Below are 23,232 nucleotides of genomic sequence, written 5' to 3' on the forward strand. Positions count from 1 at the left end.
CCACCCTCGGCCTCTGCGACCCCGACACCCCCGCCGGCACCATCGTGCCCATCGGCCGGCCCCGTCGGCCGACGGGGCCGGGGCGCGGGCCGATCAGACGAGGTCCATGGCCGCGACCTCGTCGGGACGGCCGTAGCTCACGGGCCCCTGGAAGCGGCGGCGCGCGGTGGCGAACCACCACACCGTGGCCACGATCAGGACCACGGCGAGCGCGATCGAGGCGTAGTTGAAGGTGTCACCGGTGATGGGCGAGCCCTGCGGCAGCATGAAGAGCACGCTGCTGGCGAGGATCCAGATCACGGCCACCCAGCCGACCGGCCTGCTCCAGCGGCCCAGGTTCCAGGGGCCGGGCTGGAACTCGTCCCCGAGCCGCAGCCGCAGGAAGATCGGCACGGCGTAGGCGAGGAAGAGCCCGACGACGTTGACGCTGACGATCGCGGTGAAGGCGGTGTGCGACCACCAGCCGGGCAGGACGAGCACCAGCGAGCAGCCGACGGCCAGCCACACGGCCTTGACGGGCGTACGGGTGCGGGGCGAGACGGAGTGCCACCAGCGGGATCCCGGCATCGCCCCGTCCCGGGAGAAGGCGAAGATCTGGCGGGTGTTGCTGGTCAGGTTGGCCAGTCCGCAGAACAGCATGGCCCCGATCACGATGAGCAGGATGACCTTAGCCATGCCCATGCCAAGCCCGTCGATGAGAATCCGGACGGGCGGCGCCGAGGACGCGGCCACCTTGTCGTAGTCGTGAATGCTGTAGACGAGGGCCAGCATCAGGACGAGACCGGTGATCGCCGAATAGCCGATCGCCCGCGTGATCCCCTTGGGCGCGTTGACCGTCGCCCGGACCGTTTCCTCGGACATGTGGAAGCTGCCGTCGAAGCCCGTGAAGGTCCAGCTGGTGACGAGCAGGCCGAGCATCCCGCCGTAAAGCCCGTTCGTGAAACCGGTGTTGTTCGCGAAATGCGTGACGAACGACGGCGACTGGTGGTCGTCGGGCATCACGACGAGGGTGCTCACGATCACGACGAGCCCGATCAGCAGCCACCAGACGGAGATCCGGTTGAGCAGCGCGACCAGCTGGACCGTGTAGGTATTGGCCAGACCCTGGAGCACGATGATCAGCCCCGTGATCAGGACGGTCTGCTGCGCGGTCGGCTCGTAGCTGTGCCACTGCAGGGCCACGAAGGCCTGGATGAACGTGGCGGCCGCGTATCCGGTCGCGGCCGTGCCGCCCACCTGACCCACGAAATTCAGCCAGCCCGTGTACCAGGACCAGGCACCCTTGTGCCGTTTGGCGAGCTTTCCGGCGGAGAAATAGAGGGCCCCGCTGGTCGGATAGGCGGAGGCCACCTCGGCCATCGCCGCGCCGATGAAGAGGACCATCACGGAGACGCCGATCCAGCCGAACACGAGAATGCGGGGGCCGCCGGCGTTCATCCCGAATCCGAAGGAGGAGAAAATGCCCGACACGATGTTGATGATCGTGAAGGAGATCGCGAAATTGTCGAACGCCTTGAATCGGCGGGTGAGTTTTCGCGGATATCCCATCGCGTGCAGTGTCGCGTCGTCGTCGAGCGTGGCGGAATCCTGTCCGGCACGGGCTCGGGCGTGGGGGGCCGCTATCCGTTCTGACACAACTGACCTTTCTCTCGGAGATGTCGTGGGGTCTCTCGGGGTGTTCCGGACGGTGTCCCGGTGGGGTCCGGACGGCCTCTCGATGCCGCTCCGAAGACCGTGCGGGGCGACCGGTCAGGGGGCTCCCGGTACGGCCAGGCCGCAGGCGCGGCGGGCCCGGGAGAGCTGCTCCTCGGGTTCGCCGAACACGCTCCACGGCATGCGGCTCGCGTACGGCCCCATGGCCGTGAGGACCGCGCGCGCCTCGAACTCGCACTGCGCCATGAAGAGCGCGTGCGCCAGGTACGCCAGGTCCAGCACCGGTGTGAAGCGGTATCCGGACGCCTCCGGCAGCCAGTGCCGGTAGATCGCGAGCGCCGTCGAACGCCACTGCGGCTGCTCCCAGGTGCGGTCGACGAGCAGCTGCGAGGGGTCGTAGCTCTCCACCAGGGCGACCAGCGGCAGCAGGCGCAGCGGGGAGGTGGCGGGGGCGCGCTGGCTCAGGAAGGCGGCGACGTCCCAGGCCGCGTTCACCGAGCCGCCGTACCGCGTGAAGAAGAAGGCCAGAAACCGGTGGTGGCCCTCACGGTGCCAGGGGTCGAGGCGCAGGATGTGCGAGAACAGCTGCCAGGGACCGGGCGGCTGGGTGAGCAGTCCGTGCGGCGCGGCGTCGCGCAGGTCGTGCAGCCGGGCCATGGACAGCCGGGCCACCCAGGGCGTCGGATCGGCGCGGTCCATGACGGCGGCCCGGTCGCAGGCGGTCAGCGCTATCCGCTCCAGCGCCTCGGCCCGGTCGTCCTTCGCGTCGGCCGCGCGCAGCGCCCGCAGGACGGCCACGCGGGCCCACAGGAGCGCGGACTCGGGCGATCCCTCCTCGGCCAGCCAGCGCTCGGCGAGGTCGGAGTCGGCCGCCTCGGAGGCGAGGACCAGGGAGCGGTGGGCCCGGAGCGGGAAATCCGCGCGGGTGTCCGTCAGAGCCTCGTGGGCGCTCAGATAACGGCCCGCCCGGACATCCACGCAGACGCTCGCGAGTCTGCGGTCGTCGGCCGCCGGATGCCACACGTACTGCCCCTCGAATAACCCCGCGGCCATCTTCCCCTGTCCATCCCCGTGCGACGTCCCGCCATTGCGCACCAGGCACCCTACTCAGCTTCCCGGAGAACCGGAACGCCGTATCCGAAATACCTGCTTCCGCCGGGACCTGGACCTTTGGGCCCGGCGACGGGCTTTCTTGAGGAATGTTCAAACAGTGGTTCAACACGACACCATTCAGCACCCACGGATCCATCACGCACGGCTCCTCGATAGAATGTTCCCCAGGAATATGCTCACCTCCGATCTCACCTCCGATCTCACTCCGGGACGCCCCATCCACGCCCTCGACACCCTCGCCACCCGGCTGCGCCGGCTGCCGCCCTCCTGCGGGCCCGTCCGTCTCATCGGCGTCGACGGCCACGCGGGCTCCGGAAAGACCACGTTCGCCGGGGAGTTGGCGGCGGCACTCGACGGCGCGCCCGTCCTGCACCTCGACGACGTCGCCACCCACGAGGAGCTCTTCGCGTGGACCGGGCGGCTGCTGGGCCAGGTGATCGAGCCGCTGCGGCGGGGCGAGGGCGCGCGGTACACCCCGTACGACTGGACCGCCCGGGAGTTCGGGCCGGTCCGTGAACTGCCCGCCGCGCCGGTGGTGCTCCTCGAAGGTGTCGGAGCGGGGCGTCGCGCGGTGCGTCCGTGGCTCGCGCGGTTGCTGTGGATGGAGTTGCCGCACGACGAGGCCTGGGCGCGCGGGATGCGACGGGACGGTGCGGCGCAGAGCGACTTCTGGGCCGACTGGGTCCGCGCCGAGCGCCGGCACTTCGCCGAGGACCCCTCGCGGCCTTCCGCGCACGATGTGGTGCGGCAGAGTTCCGAGGGGTACGAGGTGCTCCCGGGGCCCGCTGGGGCGCCAGGACAGGACCGATTCATCACGCACCGTGACGGACCATCCGCAGTGTGCTGAACTTGTGAAGAGCGGCGCCGGAGAAGTTCTCCCAGTGCCTCAACTCTCCTTGACCGAGGGGCCGTACAGGTCTTACGTTCTGAATGAGCGGCCTTCGGGAGTCGCCCCGCAGTCGCGAAGCCCCCGGTTGTTCCCCCGTGATCGGGGGCTTCGTTCTGCCCACACCCTCCTTTTCCGGACGCCCTGCGACGCGATTCGCTCACCCAGGGTCACCGCCGGTTGTGCGCCCCGTCTGCTCCCACCTCGTGGAACGGGGCGTGCGGCACCCTTCGGCACGCCCATGAACCGCAGGTACGATGCCTCTCGGTGCGACCTTCGGACGGCTGCTCTGCGCGCCGTTGCAACTCCCGTCCGCGGCACAGTCGTTCGACCAGAGATGCCGACGGGCACCTGCCCGGCGGCAAGGGAGGTGTCCTGATCCACGAGACACTTCCCGACCATCGGGGGCACGGTTTGTGGGGGACGTGATGGACTTCGGCACGCAGGGCCCCGAGGCCCCGGCCGACCTCGCCTGGCTGCGAGGTGTGGACGCCTACACGATGGGCGCCTACCCGCAGGCGGAGGAGGAGTTCCGCGCCGCGGTCCGGATGGACCCCGGTATGGCGGACGGCTGGCTCGGACTGCACGCGCTACGGGTGGACACGACGACCGCGCTGCTGCGGATGTTCCGGCACCGGGACCGCTTCGGCGAACAACGCGCCCGCCACCGGCGCACCATCAACTCCTGGTACTGGCTGGGCTGGTGGGTGCAGCCGGTACTGGAGAGCCCGCGGGACCTGCTGCTCGCGCACGCATCGCACTGGCTCGACGGACGCCATGTCCCGGAGCTGGACCGGGCGTTGGCCGGGCTGCCGCCGGTCGACGCGGACCACCAGGTGCGGTTCCTGCACGCGTGCCGCGCTTATCTGGTCAAGGACTGGGAGCAGTTGGTCCGGCACACCGACCCGCTGATCGACGATCCGATGCTCGGCATAGAGGCCGGCCTGTTCGGCGGCATGGCACGCGTCAGGCTGGAGATGTTCGGGCACGCGGAGCCGCTGCTGTCGTCCGCGCTGATGCGCTGCCGCAGCGAGCAGCCGCAGCGCAAGGAACTGCGTTACTGGCTCGCCCGCGCCCACGAGGGCACCGGCCGGTCCGCGGCGGCCCTCCCCCTGTACCGGGCGGTGCACCGGGTCGACCCGTCGTTCATGGACACCTCGGCACGGCTCGCCGCCATCTCCGAGGGCGACGGCTACGACGACGCCGCGGCGGACCTCGCGGCGATCACCCTCGCCGGAGTGGGCCAGGACGTCCTGGAGGGCCCGGACGGAGTGGACCCGCTCTTCGGCTCCGAGGGACGGGACCTGAAGCTCTCGGAGCCCGATCCGCCGCCGGGCGGCCTCCAGCCGGAGACCGACGTCTTCCGGGAGAAGGCGATGGTGCCGGTGCAGCCGCTGCCCACCGGTCCGACCGACCCGGCATTACTTGAGGAGGCGCTCGCCGAACTGGAGCGCATGGTCGGCCTGGAGCCGGTGAAACGCCAGGTCAAGGCGCTGTCGGCGCAGTTGAACATGGCGCGGCTGCGCGCCGGACAGGGCCTGCCGGTGCAGCCGCCCAAACGTCACTTCGTCTTCTCCGGCCCCTCCGGTACCGGCAAGACCACGGTGGCCCGCATCCTCGGCCGGGTCTTCTACGCCCTCGGTCTCCTCGGCGGCGACCACCTGGTGGAGGCCCAGCGGGCCGACCTGGTCGGCGAGTACCTCGGCCAGACCGCGGTGAAGGCCAACGAGCTGATCGACTCGGCCATCGGCGGCGTTCTCTTCGTCGACGAGGCGTACTCCCTGTCCAACTCCGGCTACGGCAAGGGCGACGCGTACGGCGACGAGGCCCTGCAGGTCCTGCTGAAGCGGGCCGAGGACAATCGCGACCACCTCGTCGTCATCCTGGCCGGCTACCCCGAGGGCATGGACCGCCTGCTGGCCGCCAACCCCGGCCTCTCCTCCCGCTTCACCAGCCGGGTGGACTTCCCCTCCTACCGCCCGCTCGAACTGACCTCGATAGGCGAGGTGCTGGCCGCCGAGAACGGCGACGTCTGGGACGAGGAGGCGCTCGACGAACTGCGCTCCATCGCCGGCCACGTCGTCGACCAGGGCTGGATCGACGAACTCGGCAACGGCCGCTTCCTGCGCACGCTGTACGAGAAGAGCTGCGCCTACCGCGATCTGCGGCTGACGGGATACACCTCCACGCCGTCCCGCGACGACCTGTCGACGCTGCGACTGCCGGACCTCATGCAGGCCTACGGGGAGGTCCTGTCGGGACGGGGCCCGCACGACCCGTCGGGGATGTGAGAAGACCCCGGCCTCCGTCGGCCGTGCGACCACCAGGGGGGGTCGAACGGCCCGCGGAGAACCGGGGCCCACGCGCACGGTCAGCCGGCCAGCGCCTCCTCCGGAGCGGCCGGGGCCGCACTCGGACTCGGGCGCACCTCCGCGACCCGCACCGGTGTGACGTCCCGGTGCGCCGGGTCACGCACCTCGCCGACGAGCAGCTCCAGTACGTCCTCCAGCGCCACCAGGCCGAGGACCTTGCCGGCCGCGTCGGCGACCTGGGCGAGGTGGGTGGCGGCACGCCGCATCACGGTGAGGGCGTCGTCCAGTGGGAGTTCGGCCCGCAGCGTGGTCATCGGGCGCCACATCTGCTGCGGGACCGCGCGGTCGGACTCCTCCAGGTCGAGGACGTCCTTCACGTGCAGATAGCAGCCCATGAAGGCGCCGTTCTCCGCGACCACCGGGAACCGCGAGTAGCCCGTGCGCGCGGTGAGCGCGACGACCTGGCCCGGGGTCACCGAGGGGTCCACGGTGATCAGCGAGTCGCCGTCGAGCAGGACGTCGGTGACCGGGCGGGAGCCCAGTTCCAGGGCGTCCTCGAGGCGTTCCTGCTCCTCGGGGTCGAGCAGGCCGGCCTGCCCCGAGTCCTCCACCAGGCGGTTGAGCTGCTCGCTGGTGAAGACCGCCTCGACCTCGTCCCGGGGCTCCACCCCGAACAGCTTGAGGATGAGCCGGGCGCAGGCACCGAGGCCGAGGGTGACCGGCCGGCACAACCGGGCGAAGGCGACGAGACCGGGGCTGAGCCACAGAGCCGTCTTCTCCGGCGCCGCCATCGCGAGGTTCTTCGGGACCATCTCGCCGATCACGAGGTGGAAGAAGACGACGAGGGCGAGCGCGATCACGTAGCCGAGGGGGTGGATCACCCCGTCGGGCAGGTGGACCGCCTCGAAGAGGGGTTCCAGCAGATGGGCGACCGTCGGTTCGGCGACCGCGCCGAGCGTCAGCGAACAGACGGTGATGCCGAACTGGGCCGCCGCCATCATCTGCGGAAGCCGCTCCAGGCCGTACAGGACCTGCCGGGAGCGCGTGGTGCCCAGCGGCTCGATCTGGCTGCGCCGCACCGAGACGAGGGCGAACTCGGCGCCGACGAAGAAGCCGTTGGCGAGGACCAGTAGACCGGCGAGAAGAAGTTGGAGAACGCTCATCGGACGGCCTCCGGGGCGAGCGCGGTCCGCACCAGGCGGACACGTTCGGCGCGGTAGTGGCCGACCTGCCGGACCGACAGACGCCAGCCGGGGAGTTCGGCCTTGTCACCGGGGGCCGGGATCCTGCCGAGCAGGTCGGCGACGAGGCCCGCCACGGTCTCGTACGGCCCCTCGGGCACGTCCAGGCCTATGCGCTGCAGGACGTCCACCCGGCAGCTGCCGTCGGCGTCCCAGGCGGGCCTGCCGTCCTCCGGCGGGGCGGCGGCGAGCTCGGGCGGTTCGCCGAGCACGTCGTCGTGCTCGTCGCGGACCTCGCCGACGAGTTCCTCGACGATGTCCTCCAGGGTGACCACCCCGGCCGTACCGCCGTACTCGTCGACGACCACGGCGATCGGCTGCTCGCTGCGCAACTGCTCCAGGAGCGGCTGCACGGGCAGCGTCTCCGGGACGAGCAGCGGGGCCTGCGCGATCCGGCCGACGGGGGTGCGCAGCCGGTCGTGCGAGGGGATCGCGAGGGCGTCCTTGAGGTGCACCATGCCCACGATCTCGTCGATCCGTTCCCGGTAGACCGGGAAACGGGACAGGCCGGTGGCCCGGGTGAGGTTGACCACGTCCTCGGCGGTCGCCGAGGACTGCAGGGCGCTGACCTTCACGCGGGGCGTCATGACGTGCTGCGCGGTGAGGTCGGCGAGGGACATGGTGCGGACGAAGAGGTCCGCGGTGTCCTGTTCCAGGGCGCCGGCCCGGGCCGAGTGACGGGCCAGGGAGACGAGTTCGCCGGGGGTGCGGGCGGAGGCCAGCTCCTCGGCGGGCTCGACGCCGAGGGCCCGGACGAGCCGGTTGGCGACCGTGTTGAGCGCGGCGATCACCGGCCGGAACAGACGGGAGAAGACGTGCTGCGGGCCGGCCACGAACCGGGCGACCTGGAGCGGCTTGGACACCGCCCAGTTCTTCGGCACGAGTTCACCGATCACCATCTGCACGGCGGAGGCCAGCAGCATGCCGACCACGACGGCGATGCCGGGCACCGCCCCTTCGGGCAGGCCGATCGCGGTGAACGGGCCGTGCAGCAGCTCGGCGAGCGCCGGTTCGGCGAGCATGCCGACGACGAGGGAGGTGATGGTGATGCCGAGCTGTGTTCCGGAGAGCTGGAACGAGAGCTCCTTGAGCGACTCGACGACCGTGGCGGCGCGCTTGTCGCCCTCGGCCGCGGCCTTCTCGGCTTCGGGGCGCTCGACCGTCACGAGGCCGAACTCGGCGGCCACGAAGAAGCCGTTGGCGAGAATCAGCAGGAACGCCGCGCCAAGGAGCAACAGGGGGATGGTCATGCCGCCGCCTCGCTATGTCGACAGGGGGCGGCGCAGGTACTACAGGACGATCCGTCCATCGCTGGAGGGAGTCACTCCTCGGGTAGCAGGGAGCCTCTGAGGGCGGGGGCCACATCGGAGGCGGAGGCGCGGTGAAACGCCTCCGCCACCAGATTAATCAAGACATGGGCCCTCAGGGCAGGGTGGAAGGGCGAGAGTCAGCCCTGATGTTCGTCACGCCGCCCACCGGGCTCACGGACGGAGCGGGCTTCGACGAGGGCGCGCAGGCTCCGCGCGTCCTCGATGGCACGCCGTTTGGCGATGCCCGGCTGGATGCCGAGCACCGGCAGGCTGGTGCCGTCGCTGAGGTCGAGGAACACCCACGGGTCGCCGGGCCGCAGGTTGACCCGCAGGATCTCCGCCCAGTCCAGGCGGCGTCGGCCCGCGATGTTGACCACGGTGACCCCGGTCTCGTCGGCGACGACCTTGGGCCGCGAGAGCAGCAGGAGCACGCCGAAGAGCAGGGCGGCGGTGAGGATGAAGCTGAGCCGCTCCCCCGGGCTGAGCTGCTCCAGGAGCATCGCGACCGTGGTGATGACCACAAGGATCGCGGCGCCCGCGCCGAGCAGCACGGCCCGGGTACGGGACGGCCTGAAGGTGACGGGGAGGCGGGGAAGGTCCGACATGTCCAGAGGTCCCGTCAGAGCCGGCAGGCGTGGATGGCCGTGGTCAGGATGGCCCGCGCGCCGACGGCGTACAGGTCGTCCATGATCCGCTGGGCCTCCTTGGAGGGGACCATGGCGCGGACGGCGACCCAGCCCTCGTTGTGCAGCGGCGAGATGGTCGGCGACTCCAGGCCCGGGGTGAGGGCGATGGCCTTCTCCAGGTGCTCGGCGCGGCAGTCGTAGTCCATCATCACGTACGTCCGGGCGACGAGGACGCCCTGGAGTCGGCGCAGGAACTGCTGGACCTTGGGCTCGGCGTCCTCGGTGAGGTCGGCCCCGACGCGGCGGATGACGACGGCCTCGGACTTCATGATGGGGTCGCCGAAGACCTCCAGGCCGGCATTGCGCAGCGAGGTGCCGGTCTCGACGACGTCCGCGATGACCTCGGCGACACCGAGTTCGATGGCCGTCTCGACGGCGCCGTCGAGGTGCACGACGGAGGCGTCGATGCCGCTGTCGGCGAGGTACTTGGCGACGATGCCCTCGTAGGAGGTGGCGACCGTCTTGCCCTTCAGGTCGGAGACGCCGCTCGCGGTGCCGGGCTTGGAGGCGAAGCGGAAGGTGGAGCGGGCGAAGCCGAGCGGGAGGATCTCCTCCGCACTGGCTCCGGAGTCGATCAGCAGGTCGCGGCCGGTGACGCCGATGTCGAGGCGGCCGGAGGAGACGTAGATCGCGATGTCGCGGGGGCGGAGGTAGAAGAACTCGACCTCGTTGACCGGGTCGACGATCCGCAGTTCCTTGGACTCGCGACGCTGCTGGTAGCCGGCCTCATGCAGCATGTCCGCCGCAGGTCCTGAGAGGGAACCCTTGTTGGGGACGGCGATGCGCAGCATGAGGTCGGCTTCCTTTGCGTGAGGTGGTGCGGGGCTGGGGGCGGGACGGCTGGACGGGCACTGCGGGGCGATACGGGGGTCTGCCCCTACAGATGCGCGTACACGTCGTCGAGGGAGATCCCGCGCGCGACCATCATCACCTGGACGTGGTAGAGCAGCTGCGAGATCTCCTCGGCGGCGGCGTCCTTGCCCTCGTACTCGGCGGCCATCCAGACCTCTGCGGCCTCTTCGACGACCTTCTTGCCGATGGCATGGACGCCCTTGCCGACCAGCTCGGCGGTGCGCGAAGTGGCGGGGTCGCCGGTGGCGGCCTTCTGCTGGAGCTCGGTGAACAGCTCCTCGAACGTCTTCTTGGACATGGTGGTCCTCAGCCTACGCGCTCGGTGCCGTGCCTCAGCGCCAGGGTTCGGATACCGAGCGCAGGGTGGCCGCGGTCGCGACGGCGGCGGTGACCGCCTCGTGCCCCTTGTCCTCGTTGGAGCCCTCCAGACCGGCGCGGTCCAGGGCCTGCTCCTCGGTGTCGCAGGTCAGCACGCCGAAGCCGATGGGGACTCCGGTGTCGATGGAGACCTGCGTGAGGCCCTGGGTGACCCCCTGGCACACGTACTCGAAGTGGGGGGTTCCGCCGCGGATGACGACGCCGAGCGCCACGATCGCGTCGTAGCCGCGGCCCGCGAGGACCTTGGCGACGACCGGCAGCTCGAAGCTGCCGGGGACCCGCAGCAGGGTCGGCTCGTCGATCCCCAGCTCGTGCAGGGCGCGCAGGGCGCCGTCGACGAGTCCGTCCATCACCTTGTCGTGCCACTGTGCCGCGATGACCGCGACCCGCAGGTCGCCGCAGTTGCGTACGGACAGTTCAGGTGCACCCTTGCCGCTCACGTCTCTCCTCAGTCCCACTGTGCTGCGTTGCCGATAGTGCTGGTGTGTTGCCGGTGGTGCCGTGGTGCCCGGTCGGGCAGTGTCACTGGCTCCCGCAGGCGGACACGGTCGTCGCGTCCAGCCAGGGCAGGTCGTGTCCCATCCGGTCCCGCTTGGTGCGCAGGTAGCGCAGGTTGTGCTCGCCGGCCTGGACGGGCATCGGCTCGCGGCCGGAGACCCGCAGGCCGTGTCCGACGAGCGCGTCGGTCTTGTCGGGGTTGTTGGTCATCAGGCGCAGGCTGCGCACGCCGAGGTCCTCCAGGATCTGCGCGCTCGCCCCGTAGTCCCGGGCGTCGGCGGGCAGGCCCAGTTCCAGGTTGGCGTCCAGGGTGTCCCGGCCGCGCTCCTGGAGTTCGTAGGCGCGCAGCTTGGACAGCAGTCCGATGCCGCGCCCCTCGTGGCCGCGCAGGTAGACGACGATGCCGCGGCCCTCGGCCTGGATGCGTTCCAGGGACGTCTGGAGCTGGGGCCCGCAGTCGCAGCGCTGCGAGTGGAAGACGTCGCCGGTGAGGCACTCGGAGTGGACGCGGACCAGAACGTCCTCTCCGTCGCCGATCTCGCCGTGGACGAGGGCGACGTGCTCGACGCCGTCGGCGGTGGAGCGGTAGCCGTAGGCGGTGAACTCGCCGAAGGCGGTGGGCAGGTGGACCTCGGCCTCGCGGCGGACGGCGGGCGCCGCGAGCGGCGCTCCGTGGGCGGCGGACGGCGCGCTCTCGGCGGCACGGCGGTAGGCGATGAGGTCCTCGATGGAGATGATCGTCAGGCCGTGCTTGCGGGCGAAGGGGATCAGCTCGGGCAGCCGGAGCATCCGGCCGTCCTCGCCGGCGATCTCGACGATCGCCCCGGCCGGACGCAGACCGGCGAGCCGGGCCAGGTCGACGGCCGCCTCGGTGTGGCCGTTGCGGGCCAGGACGCCGCCGGGCCGTGCGCGCAGCGGGAAGATGTGGCCGGGGCGCACGAAGTCGTCGGCTCCCGACGTGCCGTCCGCGAGGAGCCGCAGGGTGGCGGCGCGGTCGGACGCGGAGATGCCGGTGGTCACGCCGTGCGCGGCGGACGCGTCCACCGACACCGTGAACGCCGTCTTCATGGACTCGGTGTTGTCGTCGACCATCTGCGGCAGCCGCAGCCGGTCGAGTTCGTCGCCCTCCATGGGGGCGCAGATCAGCCCGCGGCACTCGCTCATCATGAAGGCGACGATCTCGGGGGTGGCCTTCTCGGCGGCGAGGACGAGGTCGCCCTCGTTCTCCCGGTCCTCGTCGTCGACGACCACGACGGGGCGGCCCGCGGCGATGTCCGCGACGGCCTGCTCGACGGGGTCGAGCGCGAAGTCCGAGGCGTCTTGATCGTGCCCGGTGCTGTACCAAACCGGCGTCGTTGTCATGCCGGGGCTCCTTCCAGGACGGGCTGCCCGGCCTTGCGGGAACGCAGCCACCAGTCGCGCAGGCCCCACAGGACGAGCGCGCCGTACAGGACGTAGACGAAACCGGAGAAGGCGAATCCGTTGGCGAAGTTGAGCGGGACGCCCACGAGGTCGACGAGCAGCCAGGCGATCCAGAACTCGACCATGCCGCGGGCCTGGGCGTACATCGCGACGATGGTGCCGACGAAGATGTAGGCGTCCGGCCAGGGGTCCCAGGACAGGGACGGGTAGGCGGTGAACAGTTCCGCGACCGCGACGGTGCCGAGTCCGGCGGCGGCGGCCATCGCGGCGCGTTCCCGCCAGGTGGCGAACCGTACGGCGACGGAGCCGTCGCGCTCCTTGCCGCGGTTCCACTGCCACCAGCCGTACACCGCGACGACCATGACGACGACCTGCTTGCCGGCGCTGCCGGAGAGGTGGGCGGTGGCGAAGGCGGCGAAGAGGATGACGCCGGAGACGAACTGGGCGGGCCAGCTCCAGAGAGAGCGACGCCAGCCGAGTGCGAGGGCGAGCAGACCGATGACGTTGCCGATCATGTCCGACCACTTGATGTGCTGGTCGAAGAGGACGAAGGCCTCGGAGTTGAGCCAGTTCACTGTCCGGCCCCCTGGACGCCGGGCAGACCGGCCGGCTGCTCCCCGCGTGCGCCGAGCAGCCGCTCGACGTACTTGGCGATGACGTCGACCTCGAGGTTGACCGGGTCGCCGGGCTGCTTGTGGCCGAGCGTGGTCAGGTCGAGGGTGGTGGGGATGAGGCTGACGGTGAAGAAGTCCGGGCCCGCGTCGACGACGGTCAGGCTGATGCCGTCGACCGTGATGGAGCCCTTCTCGACCACGTAGCGGGAGAGGTCCGCGGGCAGCGAGACCTTCACGATCTCCCAGTTCTCGGACGGCTTGCGCTCGAGGACGGTGCCGGTGCCGTCGACGTGCCCCTGCACGATGTGGCCGCCGAGGCGGTCACCGACGGCCATGGGCCGTTCGAGGTTGACGCGCGAGCCGACGGCGAGGGCGCCGAGGCTGGAACGGCTGAGGGTTTCCGCCATGACGTCGGCGGTGAACTCGTCGCCCTCGTGCTCGACGACGGTGAGACAGACTCCGTTGACGGCGATGGAGTCCCCGTGCTGTGCGCCCTGCGTGACGACGGGGCCACGCAGACGGAAACGCGAGGCGTCGTCGAGGGTCTCGACGGCGGTGACTTCACCCAGCTCTTCGACGATTCCGGTGAACACTTCCCGGGTCCTCCTGCCTCATGGGGCACGGACTCCGGGGCCTGTCGATGACGACAGAACGAACGGACGACGGCACATCGGAAGCGACACCGAAAGGGACACTCGTCCCGAAGGACGAGCAGCTACAAACGGCAGCGCGCACGAAGGCCCGCCCGCCGCGCACTGCCTCCCATCCGGACTTTAACCGTCGGTCCAGGAATTTCACCTGGTCAACCGGCCGCTGGAAGCGACCGGGTCGCGGACTGTAACCGCCGGTTCGGAATTTCACCGACCCCGGAGTGCGCTGCTTCTGGTACACGGCCAGTGTGCCACGCCCGCTCGGCGACCATGCGGGTGATCCTCTGTGGGGTGGCTCACAGGGGGTCGTCATGGACTTCTGCGCGAGCCTTTCTCCAGCCGGCCTCCGGCCAACCTCCGCCAGGGCGACGGACCTTGGGCGCCGAGCACACGCTCACACTATTGGTCCATACCTATTGACGCTATGGTCTAGTCCTCTTAGTGTCCTCGACCAAGACTGCGTGATCAACCAGCGCCGGTCCCCCCACGATCGACCCGGCGGCGGTGACGAAGGCCCTTGCCCCGCCGCCGGGTCTCCCCAACCGGCACGGTGGACACGGGCACGGCCGCCCCTTCCTCTTTCCCTCGCCGCCCTCCCCGCCGCCGTAGCCCGGCCTCTGGGAGGCTGACGGTGTGACGACCAGCGCCGCCGACGAGTTCGAGATCCACCGCCCCCGGCTGTTCGGGCTCGCCTACCGCCTGCTCGGGTCCGCCACCGACGCGGAGGACGCCGTGCAGGACGCCTATCTGCGCTTCAGCGAGGCCGACCGGCCGGGAATCGGCCGGCCCGGTGCCTGGCTCGCCAAGGTCGTCACCAACCTCTGCCTGAACCGGCTCACCTCCGCTCGTGCGCGACGTGAGCGGTACCCGGGTCCCTGGCTGCCGGAGCCGGTCGTCACCGCGGACGGCACGCTCGGCCCGCTGGAGTCCGCGGAGCAGCGGGACGCCGTGTCGCTGGCCCTGCTCGTCCTCCTGGAACGGCTCACCCCGACCGAACGGGCCGTCTACGTCCTGCGCGAGGCGTTCGCGTACGGCCACCGGGAGATCGCCGGGGTCCTGGAGCTGAGCGAGGCCAACTGCCGTCAGCTGTACCGGCGGGCGGTCCGGCGGATCGCCGCGCCCCAGGCCCGCTTCGAGGCCCCGCCGGAACGGCAGGCCGAGCTCGTCGCCTCGTTCCTCACGGCCGCCCGCGAGGGCGACCTCGCGGGCCTGGAGCGGCTGTTCGCCGCCGAGGTCATCTGGTGGTCGGACGGCGGCGGCAAGCTCTCCGCCGCGCGGCGGCCCGTCGAGGGACGCGACAAGGTGCTGCGGCTCCTGGCGGGTCTCCTCGGCCGGTCCGCGGCGGACGGCGTCCGGCTGTCGGTCGTCGAGGTCAACGGCGGCGCCGGTCTGGTCGCGCGCGGCCCCGCGGGCACGGACGAAGGTTCCCCGGTCGGCTCCGCGGCCGGCCCTCTCATCGGTGTGGTGGCGTTCGAGGTGCGCGACGGGGTGTTCACGGGGGTGCGGGCGGTCCTGAACCCCGACAAACTGAAGTTCGTGGGGCGCCAGCCGGCAACGGTTCGGGACGGCTCCTGAGCGCTGCGGCGCTCACCGTCACCGTCACTGTCCTGACGGCCCGGGCGTGTCGGTCGGCGCGACGGGTGCTCGTGGGACGGTGCCCAGGGACGGCCGGGGACGGCTCGGTGTCACATTCGGGCGGGCTGTCCGGTCTCAACTGACGAGGAGGCTCCGCACCGGAGCGTCCCGCGTCGAAAGGGGCTGAACGGGCATGACCACGATCCTGGTGACCGGCGGGACCGGAACCCTCGGCCGGCTCGTCTGCGAGCGGCTGCGGGCGGACGGCCACGAGGTGCGGGTGCTCAGCCGGCACACACAGCCGTACGCCGTCGATCTGCGCGAGGGAGGCGGCGCGCTGGACGCGGCCGTCTCCGGGGTGGACGCGATCGTGCACTGCGCGTCGAGCCCGCGGGGCGGCGACGAACGGGCGGCCGGGCATCTCGTGGCGGCGGCACGGCGGGCCGCCGTCCCTCATCTGCTCTACATCTCGATCGTCGGCGTCGACGCCGTGCCGATGGGCTACTACAAGGCCAAGCTGGCGGTCGAGCGGCAGATCGAGGAGTCGGGGCTCGGATGGACGATCCTGCGCGCCACACAGTTCCACGAGCTGGTCGACCAGGTCCTCACCGGACTCGCCAAGCCGCCGCTGCTGCTCCTTCCCGCCGGCGCGTCCGACCAGCCCATCGAGGTCGGCGAGGTCGCCGACCGGCTGGCGGGGCTGGCGGCCGGGGCACCGGCGGGGCGGGTCGCGGACATGGGCGGGCCCGAGGTGCGGACGTTCCGTTCGCTGGCCGCCGCCCACCTCCGCGCCACCGGAAAACGGCGTCCCGTCGTCGACGTACGGCTCTGGGGCAGCACCTACCGCGCCTTCCGTGACGGCCACCACCTCACCCCGGAACACGCCGTGGGCAAGGGAACGTTCGAGGACTTCCTGAAGAAGCGGTACCCGGCGGCCCGGTGATCGCCGAGCGCGCTACCGCCCGGGAGGGGGTGCGAACAGCTCGTCCTGGGCGCCGTCGCGGGCGGTCAGCAGAGCGCCGCGCAGCACCGCGCGGCCGCCCAGCGTGCTGGCGCGCACCTCGGTCGGCAGCGGCGACATCCGGACGAGCCGCCGCTCGACCCGCTCGGCGAGAGCGGTCCCGCCGGCCTGGCCGACCTCGCCGCCGAGGACCACACAGCCGGGGTCAAGGACGGCGATGACGGACGCGGCGCCGATGGCGAGGCGGTCGGCGAGCGCATCCAGGAAGGCCGTCGCCGCCGGGGAGTCGGGACCGGCGGCGACGGCCCGGCGGACGAGCGCGGCGGCGTGCGGTTCGTGCCCTTCCGGCTCCGCCGCGACCCCGAGTTCCGCCGCGAGGGCCGCGACCGCGGCGGCACCGGCGAGGGAGTGGAAGCCGCCCTCGCAGTCGGTCGCCGAGGGGAGGGTCGTGGTGCCCGGGACGGGCAGGAAGCCGATCTCGCCAGTGCCTCCGGAGGCGCCGCGGCGCAGGGCGCCGTCGAGGACGACGGCGGCGCCGGTGCCGTGGCCGATCCAGAGCAGGACGAAGGTGTCGCGGTCGCGCGCGACGCCGTCGCGCTGTTCGGCGAGGGCGGCGAGGTTGGTCTCGTTCTCGACGAGGACGCGAGCCTCGGGCAGCCGCTCCTGGAGGGCGGCGACCAGACTGCGATGCCACGCGGGCAGGCCCGAGGAGTCCCGGAGTTCACCGGTTGCGGGGTCGATCAGACCGGGCGCGCCGATGCCGACGGTGTGCAGCCGGCCCCAGCCCCGGACGAGTTCCGGCGGGGGCGCGGCGCCGAGGGCTCCCGCCTCCTTCGCCGCCCGTTCGACCAGCGCGACGGCCTGCTCCACCGCCGGGCCGGTCCCCGTGTCGCCGCCGATGGGCGCGGACGCCTCGGCCAGGACGTCGCCGAGCAGGTCGGAGACGACCACGGAGACGCCCTCGGTGCGGATGTCCAGCGCGGCCAGGTGCGCGCGGTCCGCGACGATCCCGTAGACCCGGGCGTTCGGGCCGCGCCGCTGCTCCCCCGACTCCCCGACGACCGTGATGAGACCGGAGTCCGTGAGGCGTTCGACGAGGTCGGCGACGGTGGGCCGGGACAGTCCGGTGAGCTGTTTCAACCGGCTTGCCGTCAAAGGGCCTTCCTGCTGCAACAGGCGCAGGGCGAGCCGGTCGTTGATGGCCCGGGCGGTGCTCGGGGATGCGGGCATGCCGGGAATCCTCCCAGATCGGCGGGACCGCCCCGGACGGGGCGACGAACAGTCGTCTATCTATCAGGCAGGGTTCCTGATAGTTTACGGCGGCAGAGCGGGGAAGTGTGACCCGGGGAGGGGCCCGAGCATGAGTGAAGTGCTGTACGACCGGCGCACGGTGAAGCGCGCGCGGTACGCCGTGGCGGCCGTGTTCGCCGTGCACGGAGCCGTCACCGGATCGTTCGCGACCCGCGTGCCGTGGATCCAGGACCATGCCTCCGTCAGCGCCGGACAGTTGGGCTTCGCCCTCGCCTTCACGGCACTCGGCGCCTCCTGCTCGATGCCGCTGGCCGGGCGGATCACGCATCACTTCGGCAGCCGTACGGCGCTGCGCGGCCTGCTGGCCCTGTGGACGCTGGCGCTGATCCTCCCGTCCGTGGCGCCGAGCCTGCTCACCCTGTGCGTGGCGATGTTCGTGTACGGGGCGACGGCCGGCATGGCGGACGTCGCCATGAACGCGCTGGGGGTCGAGGTCGAACAACGACTCGACAAGTCGATCATGTCGGGGCTGCACGGCATGTGGAGCGCCGGTGCCCTGATCGGCTCGGCGGCCGGCACGCTCGCCGCCCATCTGGGCTCGGACGCGCGGGTGCACCACGCGCTGGCCGCGGCGACACTCACGGTTCTCGGGCTGGTCGCCTGTCACTGGGTGCTCGACCTGCAGCCCACCGAGGACGAGGAGCCGCCCCCGCGGTTCGCCCTGCCGCCGCGGTCGGCCCTGCTGATCGGCGCGGTCGGCTTCTGCGCGGTGTTCGCGGAGGGCGCGAGCCTGGACTGGTCGGCCGTCTATCTCCGCGACCAGATGGACAGTTCGGCCGGACTCGCGGCCGCGACGACCACCGGCTTCATGCTGACCATGGCGGTGGCCCGGCTGGTCGGCGACACCGTGGTGAACCGCTTCGGCGCCGTGCGCACCGTGCGGGCGGGCGGTGTCCTCGCGGCACTGGGCGGCGTACTGATCGTCGTCGCGGACAGTCCGGCGCCGGCGATGGGCGGCTTCGCGCTGCTCGGTCTCGGCATCGCGGTCGTCGTCCCGCTCTGCTTCGCGGCGGCCGGACACAGCGGCCCCAACCCGAGCCAGGCCATCGCGGGCGTCGCCACCATCACGTACACCTCGGGACTCGTCGCGCCGAGCCTGATCGGTTCGGTGGCGCAGGCGACGAGCCTGGTCGTGTCGTTCACCCTGGTCACCGTGCTGGTGTGCGGGCTCACCGTGCTCGCCGGAGTACTGCGCGCGGGTGACCGCGACCGCCCGAAGGTCAGTCCGCCGAGCGCAGCAGTCCCTGACCCGCACTCCTGAACGACTCGCTCCACGGCGTGGGGCGCAGCGTCGCCGCGTCCAGCCGGACGAGGACGCGGGTGCCGTGGGCGTAGGTCACCGCGCCGTCGGCGGAGCAGAAGCGGAAGCCGTACGTGAGTCCGGTGGTACCGAGCCGTTCCAGCCACAGGTGGACGGCGTACGCCCCGGGGCGGCCGACCGGGGCGTCGTAGGTGATCCGCAGTTCCTTGACCGCGTTGCAGGCGTCGCCCGCCGCCTCCCAGTCACCGTCGAAGCCGAAGCCGCGCTCGCTCCAGAGGGCGGTCCAGGCGCGTTCGACCAGGACGGGGTAGCGGGCGTTGTGCAGCAGGCCGAGCGCGTCGAGGTCGTCGAAGTGCACGGTGACGGGCAGCAGCCTGCCGTGGGCGAGAACGGGTGCGGCGGGGGCTTCGGCGGTCACGGGCGGGACTCTCCTGGTTGTGCTGCGCGCGGGGTGCGGACGGGGCGGCCCGTGAGGATGTCGTACGGAGCGGTCCGGTCCGTACGACATCCTCTGGCCGGAAACATGCCCTCATCCTAAGCAAACGCTCAGGAGTGCCGCCCGCGCGGGATCAGCCCGCGATCGAGTCGAGCTGCTCGGCGGCCGGGCGCAGGGCCCACAGGTCACCGCCGGGCGGGGCTTCGAGCCGCGGGACCGCCGCCCGGGCCACCCGGTCCCCCGCGTCGGCCGCCGCGTGCACGACGTCACTCGCCGCGAACCGGTGGAACTCCAGCTCGGGATGCGGCCACGGCTCGGCACCGGTCGCGGCGGGCAGCAGGTAGTCCACGGCCTTGAACAGGCTCTGCCCGTCGGGCCCCCGGTACGACCAGAGGTCCACGCCGACGTGCCGGCCGATGGCCGCGAGCCGGGTGTAGGCCACGAGGTCGAAGGTCGAGTAGTGCCAGCTCCGGGTGCGGGCGAGTTCCTGGGGCTGGCTGCCGTCGGCGGCGATCTGCGGGGCGATCCGCAGGGTCCGCGCGGCGAGGACGGTCCGCCGGGCGAGGCCGGTGTCGCCGGTGGCGTACGCGAGGGCGGCGAGCTGCATGTCGTAGAAGGTGCCGTGGTTGTTCTGGGCGGCAGCCTCCTCCTTGCCGAAGGCGCCGTCCGCCAGCCAGTCGCGGAAGTCGGTGTTCCAGTCGAGCATCGCGGCGCGGTCGCGCCGGGACCAGCCGGGCGCTCCGGTGTCCAGCAGGGCGATCGCGTCGAGGACGCTCGTATAGGACTGCGAGAAGTCGATGATGCCGATCGCCCGGCCGTCGTACTTGCAGGGGATGAACTGGCCGTGGTCCAGGTTCGGGTTCATCCGGGTGCCGGGGGCCAGGAACCAGGTGCGCAGGACCTGGGACGCCTTCTCGGCGTACTGCCGGCGCCCGGTGTAGTACCAGGCGAGCGCGAGGTCGTACGTGGAGTCGAAGACCTTCTCGACGTCCTGACGGTCGGTGCCGGTGTCGACCTCGGGATTGCGCTGCCCGTCGCGCTGGACGTAGGGGCAGCCCCAGGGGTTGTCGGCGGTGGCGGGCTGCGAGGGCCACCAGTAAGGGGCCTGGCTCAGGTAGTCGTGGACGTCGCCTCCGGGCGCGGGCTTCGGCTTGTCGACGACCGTCCAGGGCCCCTGGTCCAGCCAGGTGTCGGCGCGTGCGCTCAAGTCCCGCAGCGAACCGGCGAGTTGCCGGTCACCGTGGTCGAGGCGGATCCGGGTCCGCTGAAGCCGTTGACCGTCGAGGACGGCGGTTCTCGGTACGGGCACGGCGTGGGCGGACGCCGAGGCAGCGGCGGAGGCTGGGGGGCCGACGGCGGACGCCGGGGAGACAAGCGCGGACGCGAGCGCGACGGCGGCCGCCGCGACCAGGCCCGGTCGGAACCGGGAACGTGCACTCACGGAACACTCCGATCAGACATATGAACGACGTTCATGAGTAGGACCGTGTGAGCGTAGGGCCGCTGGTTACCCCTGACAATGGTCCGGACAGATTCACGTACAGAGAAAGCGAAACCCTCACCATGGACCTCGGCGTGCGCTGGAAACTGCACGGCGACGGGCGGACCCCCGCCCCCGGAGCGGTCGTCCGCCCCGATGAACGCCTCTCCTGGCCCCGGACCTTGGGGCTCGGCGCCCAGCACGTGGTGGCCATGTTCGGGGCGTCGTTCGTGGCGCCCGTCCTGATGGGACTCGACCCGAACCTCGCGATCATGATGTCCGGCGTGGCGACGGTCATCTTCCTCCTGGCCACGCGCGGCCGGGTGCCCAGCTACCTGGGCTGCTCGCTCTCCTTCGTGGGCGTCGCCGCCGTGATCCGCGCGCAGGGCGGCACCAGCGCGACGGTGACCGGCGCCGTCTTCGTGGTGGGGGTCGCCCTGTTCCTGGTGGGGCTGGCCGTACAGCGCTTCGGGGCGCGGATCATCCACGCCGCGATGCCGCCGATCGTGACCGGCGCGGTCGTCATGCTGATCGGCTTCAACCTGGCGCCGGTGACCGCGTCCACCTACTGGCCGCAGGACCAGTGGACCGCCCTGCTCACCATGCTGCTCACCGGCGCGGCCGTGGTGTGCCTGCGCGGCTTCTGGTCACGCATCGCGATCTTCCTCGGCCTCGTCTTCGGCTACGTGATCTCGTGGGTCTTCGACCGGATCTTCGGCCGCATCCACTCGGTGGACGCGAGCGGCAAGATCACGGACCACTGGCGCCTCGACTTCTCCGCCGTCGGCAAGGCCGACTGGATCGGGCTCCCGTCGTTCCACGGGCCCACGTTCCAGTGGTCGGCGATCCTCGTGGCGCTCCCGGTCGTCATCGCGCTCGTCGCCGAGAACGCCGGGCACGTCAAGGCCGTCGGCGAGATGACCGGCGACCCGCTGGACGACAAGCTGGGCACCGCGATCTCCGCGGACGGCGTCGCCTCGATGCTCTCCACCGCGGTCGGCGGCCCGCCCAACACCACGTACTCCGAGAACATCGGCGTGATGGCCGCGACCCGCGTCTACTCCACGGCCGCCTACTGGGCCGCCGCCGGCTTCGCCCTGCTCTTCGGCGTCTGCCCCAAGTTCGGCGCGGTGGTGGCGGCGATCCCGGGCGGTGTCCTCGGCGGCATCACCGTCATCCTGTACGGCATGATCGGCCTGCTCGGCGCCCAGATCTGGCTCAACGCCCGGGTGGACCTGCGCAATCCGCTGAACCTTGTGCCGGCCGCCGCGGGCATCATCATCGGGATCGGCGGCGTGAGCCTGAAGTTCACCGACACCTTCTCGCTGAACGGCATCGCCCTCGGCACCATCGTCGTCATCACCGGCTACCACGCGCTGCGGGCGATGGCACCGGCCCACCTCAAGGGGCAGGAGCCGCTGCTGGACTCGGGGACGTCCTCGTACGACGAGCCGGGCGATCAGCGCGCCAGCTCATAGGCGTACTCCGGCGAGAAGGTCCCGGGTGAGCCCTTGCAGCCGTCCGACTCGCCGGGCAGCTTCACCCAGAGATAGGCGTCGATCCCGGCCACCCCGGTGGCGAGGGTCGGCGCCTGTCCGATCCTGCGGCCCGACGGGTCGCACCACTCGCCGTCGGCCGGGGCGCCGTTGCCGTTGCGGCTGGTGTCGATGACGGCGCCGAGCCCGGGCGATCCGCCGAGCGCGGACAGCACGCTGCGGGCGTAGGCGATCTCGTCGCTCGTCCGGTTGAAGTTGGACACGTTGGTGAAGACGCCGTCGGAGGAGGCCGCCGAGGCGGCGCCGGCCCGCCCGAGCAGTTCGGCCTGCCGGGCCGCCGGGTTCCAGTCGGAGTGACCGGCGTCGTAGTAGACCCGGGCTCGGGGGTCCGCCGCCTTCAGCACCCGGCCGGCGCGGGCCAGGGAGGCGAAACGGCCGGCCCGCTGGTCCGCGGTGAGGCAGTCGGCCTGGGCGATCGAGTCCGGCTCCAGGACGACGACGACCTCGCCGGAGCCGAGCCCTGCCGCGAAGTCGTCGATCCAGGCGTCGTACGCGGCGAGGTCCGGCGCCCCGCCCTCCGAGGCACCACCGCAGTCGCGCTGCGGCACGGCGTACGGCACGACGACCGGGACCCGGCCGTCCGCGGCGGCCGCCGACGTCACCGCCCTGACCCGCGCGGTGACGGTGGACGGCGTGAAGTCCGCGAACCACACCGCGGCCGGCCGGTCCGCGATCCGGGACTCGATCACCGCGCGCCGCGCGTCGCCCGGATGGGCGTCGACCCACTCCTGGACCTGCGAGTCGGGATGGCTGTAGAGGCGCGCCGGAGCGGCCGCCGTCCGGGCCTCGCTCGCGCCCGCCGAGGGGCGGGCGGCCGGCTTCCTCGCGGAGGCCGTCGCCGACGGGGACGGGGTCGCCCGGCTCGGGGACGACGTCGGCACGCCGGGCAGCGGAGCGAGACTCGGCGGCCCGCTCGGCAACGGCCTCGCCTCGTCGGAGGCGCGGCCGTCGCCCAGCGCGGACACCATCCCCGTCACCGTCGCGATGGCCACCACGGCCGAGGCCGCGGCGACCATGAACCCCCGTCCGGCGGACCG

General features: G+C 71.6%; 21 protein-coding genes and 1 riboswitch. Of the genes, 6 read left to right on the forward strand and 15 right to left on the reverse strand.

Annotated elements, in window-relative coordinates; genetic code table 11:
- Positions 1-93 precede the first annotated feature (93 nt).
- Together AB0C62_RS37645 and AB0C62_RS37650 are read right to left on the reverse strand one after the other, a co-directional pair.
- Entirely contained in the window at positions 94-1,635 is a 1,542-nt protein-coding gene (locus AB0C62_RS37645) for an amino acid permease (RefSeq protein WP_362981120.1), read from the reverse strand.
- Between the two features lie 114 nt (positions 1,636-1,749).
- On the reverse strand, positions 1,750-2,706 hold the full coding sequence (locus AB0C62_RS37650; protein WP_362981122.1) for a hypothetical protein: 957 nt from the start codon (positions 2,704-2,706) through the stop codon (positions 1,750-1,752).
- A gap of 232 nt (positions 2,707-2,938) precedes the next feature.
- On the opposite strand from AB0C62_RS37650, the gene AB0C62_RS37655 reads away from it, so the two are divergent.
- Together AB0C62_RS37655 and AB0C62_RS37660 are read left to right on the forward strand one after the other, a co-directional pair.
- The gene (locus tag AB0C62_RS37655) at positions 2,939-3,613 is read left to right on the forward strand and encodes a hypothetical protein (protein WP_362981124.1); all 675 of its coding nucleotides are present in this window, start codon (positions 2,939-2,941) and stop codon (positions 3,611-3,613) included.
- Between the two features lie 467 nt (positions 3,614-4,080).
- Positions 4,081-5,943 carry an AAA family ATPase gene (locus AB0C62_RS37660; RefSeq protein WP_362981126.1) on the forward strand — a complete coding sequence of 621 codons (1,863 nt, stop codon included), beginning with the start codon at positions 4,081-4,083 and terminating at the stop codon, positions 5,941-5,943.
- Between the two features lie 80 nt (positions 5,944-6,023).
- Here the strand turns inward: AB0C62_RS37660 and AB0C62_RS37665 are convergent, their stop codons facing one another.
- The 9 genes from AB0C62_RS37665 to AB0C62_RS37705 form a co-directional block, all read right to left on the reverse strand.
- Positions 6,024-7,127 (reverse strand): hemolysin family protein, encoded by a 1,104-nt coding sequence (locus tag AB0C62_RS37665; protein WP_362981128.1) that lies wholly within the window; start codon positions 7,125-7,127, stop codon positions 6,024-6,026.
- Complete coding sequence (locus tag AB0C62_RS37670; RefSeq protein WP_362981130.1) at positions 7,124-8,455, reverse strand: hemolysin family protein; 1,332 nt, start codon at positions 8,453-8,455, stop codon at positions 7,124-7,126. Before AB0C62_RS37670 ends, AB0C62_RS37665 begins: the two co-directional genes overlap by 4 nt.
- Positions 8,456-8,652: 197 nt before the next feature.
- The gene (locus AB0C62_RS37675; RefSeq protein ID WP_362981132.1) at positions 8,653-9,120 is read right to left on the reverse strand and encodes a PH domain-containing protein; all 468 of its coding nucleotides are present in this window, start codon (positions 9,118-9,120) and stop codon (positions 8,653-8,655) included.
- Positions 9,121-9,134: 14 nt separating this feature from the next.
- A complete protein-coding gene (gene hisG / locus AB0C62_RS37680; protein WP_362981134.1) occupies positions 9,135-9,992 on the reverse strand; it encodes an ATP phosphoribosyltransferase in 858 nt (285 codons plus the stop codon).
- Positions 9,993-10,078: 86 nt separating this feature from the next.
- On the reverse strand, positions 10,079-10,351 hold the full coding sequence (locus AB0C62_RS37685) for a phosphoribosyl-ATP diphosphatase (protein WP_081223298.1): 273 nt from the start codon (positions 10,349-10,351) through the stop codon (positions 10,079-10,081).
- Positions 10,352-10,385: 34 nt separating this feature from the next.
- The gene (gene ribH / locus AB0C62_RS37690) at positions 10,386-10,871 is read right to left on the reverse strand and encodes a 6,7-dimethyl-8-ribityllumazine synthase (RefSeq protein ID WP_081223299.1); all 486 of its coding nucleotides are present in this window, start codon (positions 10,869-10,871) and stop codon (positions 10,386-10,388) included.
- Between the two features lie 82 nt (positions 10,872-10,953).
- On the reverse strand, positions 10,954-12,291 hold the full coding sequence (locus tag AB0C62_RS37695) for a bifunctional 3,4-dihydroxy-2-butanone-4-phosphate synthase/GTP cyclohydrolase II (protein ID WP_362981136.1): 1,338 nt from the start codon (positions 12,289-12,291) through the stop codon (positions 10,954-10,956).
- On the reverse strand, positions 12,288-12,926 hold the full coding sequence (locus AB0C62_RS37700; RefSeq protein WP_362981138.1) for a nicotinamide mononucleotide transporter family protein: 639 nt from the start codon (positions 12,924-12,926) through the stop codon (positions 12,288-12,290). The genes AB0C62_RS37695 and AB0C62_RS37700 overlap by 4 nt, the downstream gene beginning before the upstream one ends.
- Positions 12,923-13,558, reverse strand: coding sequence for a riboflavin synthase (locus AB0C62_RS37705; RefSeq protein ID WP_329189152.1), 636 nt, complete (start codon positions 13,556-13,558; stop codon positions 12,923-12,925). The genes AB0C62_RS37700 and AB0C62_RS37705 overlap by 4 nt, the downstream gene beginning before the upstream one ends.
- Before the next feature lie 155 nt (positions 13,559-13,713).
- Positions 13,714-13,844: riboswitch (FMN riboswitch) on the reverse strand.
- A 404-nt stretch (positions 13,845-14,248) separates the two neighbouring features.
- Here AB0C62_RS37705 and sigJ point away from each other — a divergent pair.
- Positions 14,249-15,190 carry an RNA polymerase sigma factor SigJ gene (sigJ, locus tag AB0C62_RS37710; protein ID WP_362981139.1) on the forward strand — a complete coding sequence of 314 codons (942 nt, stop codon included), beginning with the start codon at positions 14,249-14,251 and terminating at the stop codon, positions 15,188-15,190.
- A 193-nt stretch (positions 15,191-15,383) separates the two neighbouring features.
- Entirely contained in the window at positions 15,384-16,133 is a 750-nt protein-coding gene (locus tag AB0C62_RS37715; protein ID WP_362981141.1) for an NAD(P)H-binding protein, read from the forward strand.
- Between the two features lie 12 nt (positions 16,134-16,145).
- On the opposite strand, the gene AB0C62_RS37720 is transcribed toward AB0C62_RS37715, so the two are convergent.
- Entirely contained in the window at positions 16,146-17,381 is a 1,236-nt protein-coding gene (locus tag AB0C62_RS37720; protein WP_362981143.1) for an ROK family transcriptional regulator, read from the reverse strand.
- Between the two features lie 130 nt (positions 17,382-17,511).
- Between AB0C62_RS37720 and AB0C62_RS37725 the strand changes: the two genes are divergently transcribed.
- A complete protein-coding gene (locus AB0C62_RS37725; protein WP_362981145.1) occupies positions 17,512-18,723 on the forward strand; it encodes an MFS transporter in 1,212 nt (403 codons plus the stop codon).
- Here the strand turns inward: AB0C62_RS37725 and AB0C62_RS37730 are convergent.
- Both AB0C62_RS37730 and AB0C62_RS37735 read right to left on the reverse strand, forming a co-directional pair.
- A complete protein-coding gene (locus AB0C62_RS37730) occupies positions 18,683-19,141 on the reverse strand; it encodes a thioesterase family protein (protein WP_362981147.1) in 459 nt (152 codons plus the stop codon). The genes AB0C62_RS37725 and AB0C62_RS37730 overlap by 41 nt on opposite strands.
- A gap of 151 nt (positions 19,142-19,292) precedes the next feature.
- On the reverse strand, positions 19,293-20,600 hold the full coding sequence (locus AB0C62_RS37735) for an alginate lyase family protein (protein WP_362981149.1): 1,308 nt from the start codon (positions 20,598-20,600) through the stop codon (positions 19,293-19,295).
- A gap of 122 nt (positions 20,601-20,722) precedes the next feature.
- Between AB0C62_RS37735 and AB0C62_RS37740 the strand changes: the two genes are divergently transcribed.
- The gene (locus AB0C62_RS37740) at positions 20,723-22,117 is read left to right on the forward strand and encodes a solute carrier family 23 protein (RefSeq protein ID WP_362981151.1); all 1,395 of its coding nucleotides are present in this window, start codon (positions 20,723-20,725) and stop codon (positions 22,115-22,117) included.
- On the opposite strand, the gene AB0C62_RS37745 is transcribed toward AB0C62_RS37740, so the two are convergent.
- Positions 22,099-23,211 carry a glycoside hydrolase family 6 protein gene (locus AB0C62_RS37745; protein WP_362981187.1) on the reverse strand — a complete coding sequence of 371 codons (1,113 nt, stop codon included), beginning with the start codon at positions 23,209-23,211 and terminating at the stop codon, positions 22,099-22,101. The two genes, AB0C62_RS37740 and AB0C62_RS37745, sit on opposite strands and share 19 nt — an antisense overlap.
- Positions 23,212-23,232 lie beyond the last annotated feature (21 nt).

The sequence above is a fragment of the Streptomyces sp. NPDC048643 genome, assembly GCF_040650615.1.
Lineage (GTDB): Bacteria > Actinomycetota > Actinomycetes > Streptomycetales > Streptomycetaceae > Streptomyces.

What these genes read in the sequence shown, in the direction of transcription:
- AB0C62_RS37650 (WP_362981122.1), bottom strand. Translation starts at nt 2,706, where the DNA reads ATGGCCGCGGGGTTATTCGAGGGGCAGTACGTGTGGCATCCGGCGGCC.
- AB0C62_RS37695 (WP_362981136.1), bottom strand. Translation starts at nt 12,291, where the DNA reads ATGACAACGACGCCGGTTTGGTACAGCACCGGGCACGATCAAGACGCC.
- AB0C62_RS37740 (WP_362981151.1), top strand. Translation starts at nt 20,723, where the DNA reads ATGGACCTCGGCGTGCGCTGGAAACTGCACGGCGACGGGCGGACCCCC.
- AB0C62_RS37685 (WP_081223298.1), bottom strand. Translation starts at nt 10,351, where the DNA reads ATGTCCAAGAAGACGTTCGAGGAGCTGTTCACCGAGCTCCAGCAGAAG.
- AB0C62_RS37675 (WP_362981132.1), bottom strand. Translation starts at nt 9,120, where the DNA reads ATGTCGGACCTTCCCCGCCTCCCCGTCACCTTCAGGCCGTCCCGTACC.
- AB0C62_RS37725 (WP_362981145.1), top strand. Translation starts at nt 17,512, where the DNA reads ATGAGTGAAGTGCTGTACGACCGGCGCACGGTGAAGCGCGCGCGGTAC.
- AB0C62_RS37720 (WP_362981143.1), bottom strand. Translation starts at nt 17,381, where the DNA reads ATGCCCGCATCCCCGAGCACCGCCCGGGCCATCAACGACCGGCTCGCC.
- AB0C62_RS37665 (WP_362981128.1), bottom strand. Translation starts at nt 7,127, where the DNA reads ATGAGCGTTCTCCAACTTCTTCTCGCCGGTCTACTGGTCCTCGCCAAC.
- AB0C62_RS37655 (WP_362981124.1), top strand. Translation starts at nt 2,939, where the DNA reads ATGCTCACCTCCGATCTCACCTCCGATCTCACTCCGGGACGCCCCATC.
- AB0C62_RS37745 (WP_362981187.1), bottom strand. Translation starts at nt 23,211, where the DNA reads ATGGTCGCCGCGGCCTCGGCCGTGGTGGCCATCGCGACGGTGACGGGG.
- AB0C62_RS37660 (WP_362981126.1), top strand. Translation starts at nt 4,081, where the DNA reads ATGGACTTCGGCACGCAGGGCCCCGAGGCCCCGGCCGACCTCGCCTGG.
- AB0C62_RS37715 (WP_362981141.1), top strand. Translation starts at nt 15,384, where the DNA reads ATGACCACGATCCTGGTGACCGGCGGGACCGGAACCCTCGGCCGGCTC.
- AB0C62_RS37670 (WP_362981130.1), bottom strand. Translation starts at nt 8,455, where the DNA reads ATGACCATCCCCCTGTTGCTCCTTGGCGCGGCGTTCCTGCTGATTCTC.
- hisG (WP_362981134.1), bottom strand. Translation starts at nt 9,992, where the DNA reads ATGCTGCGCATCGCCGTCCCCAACAAGGGTTCCCTCTCAGGACCTGCG.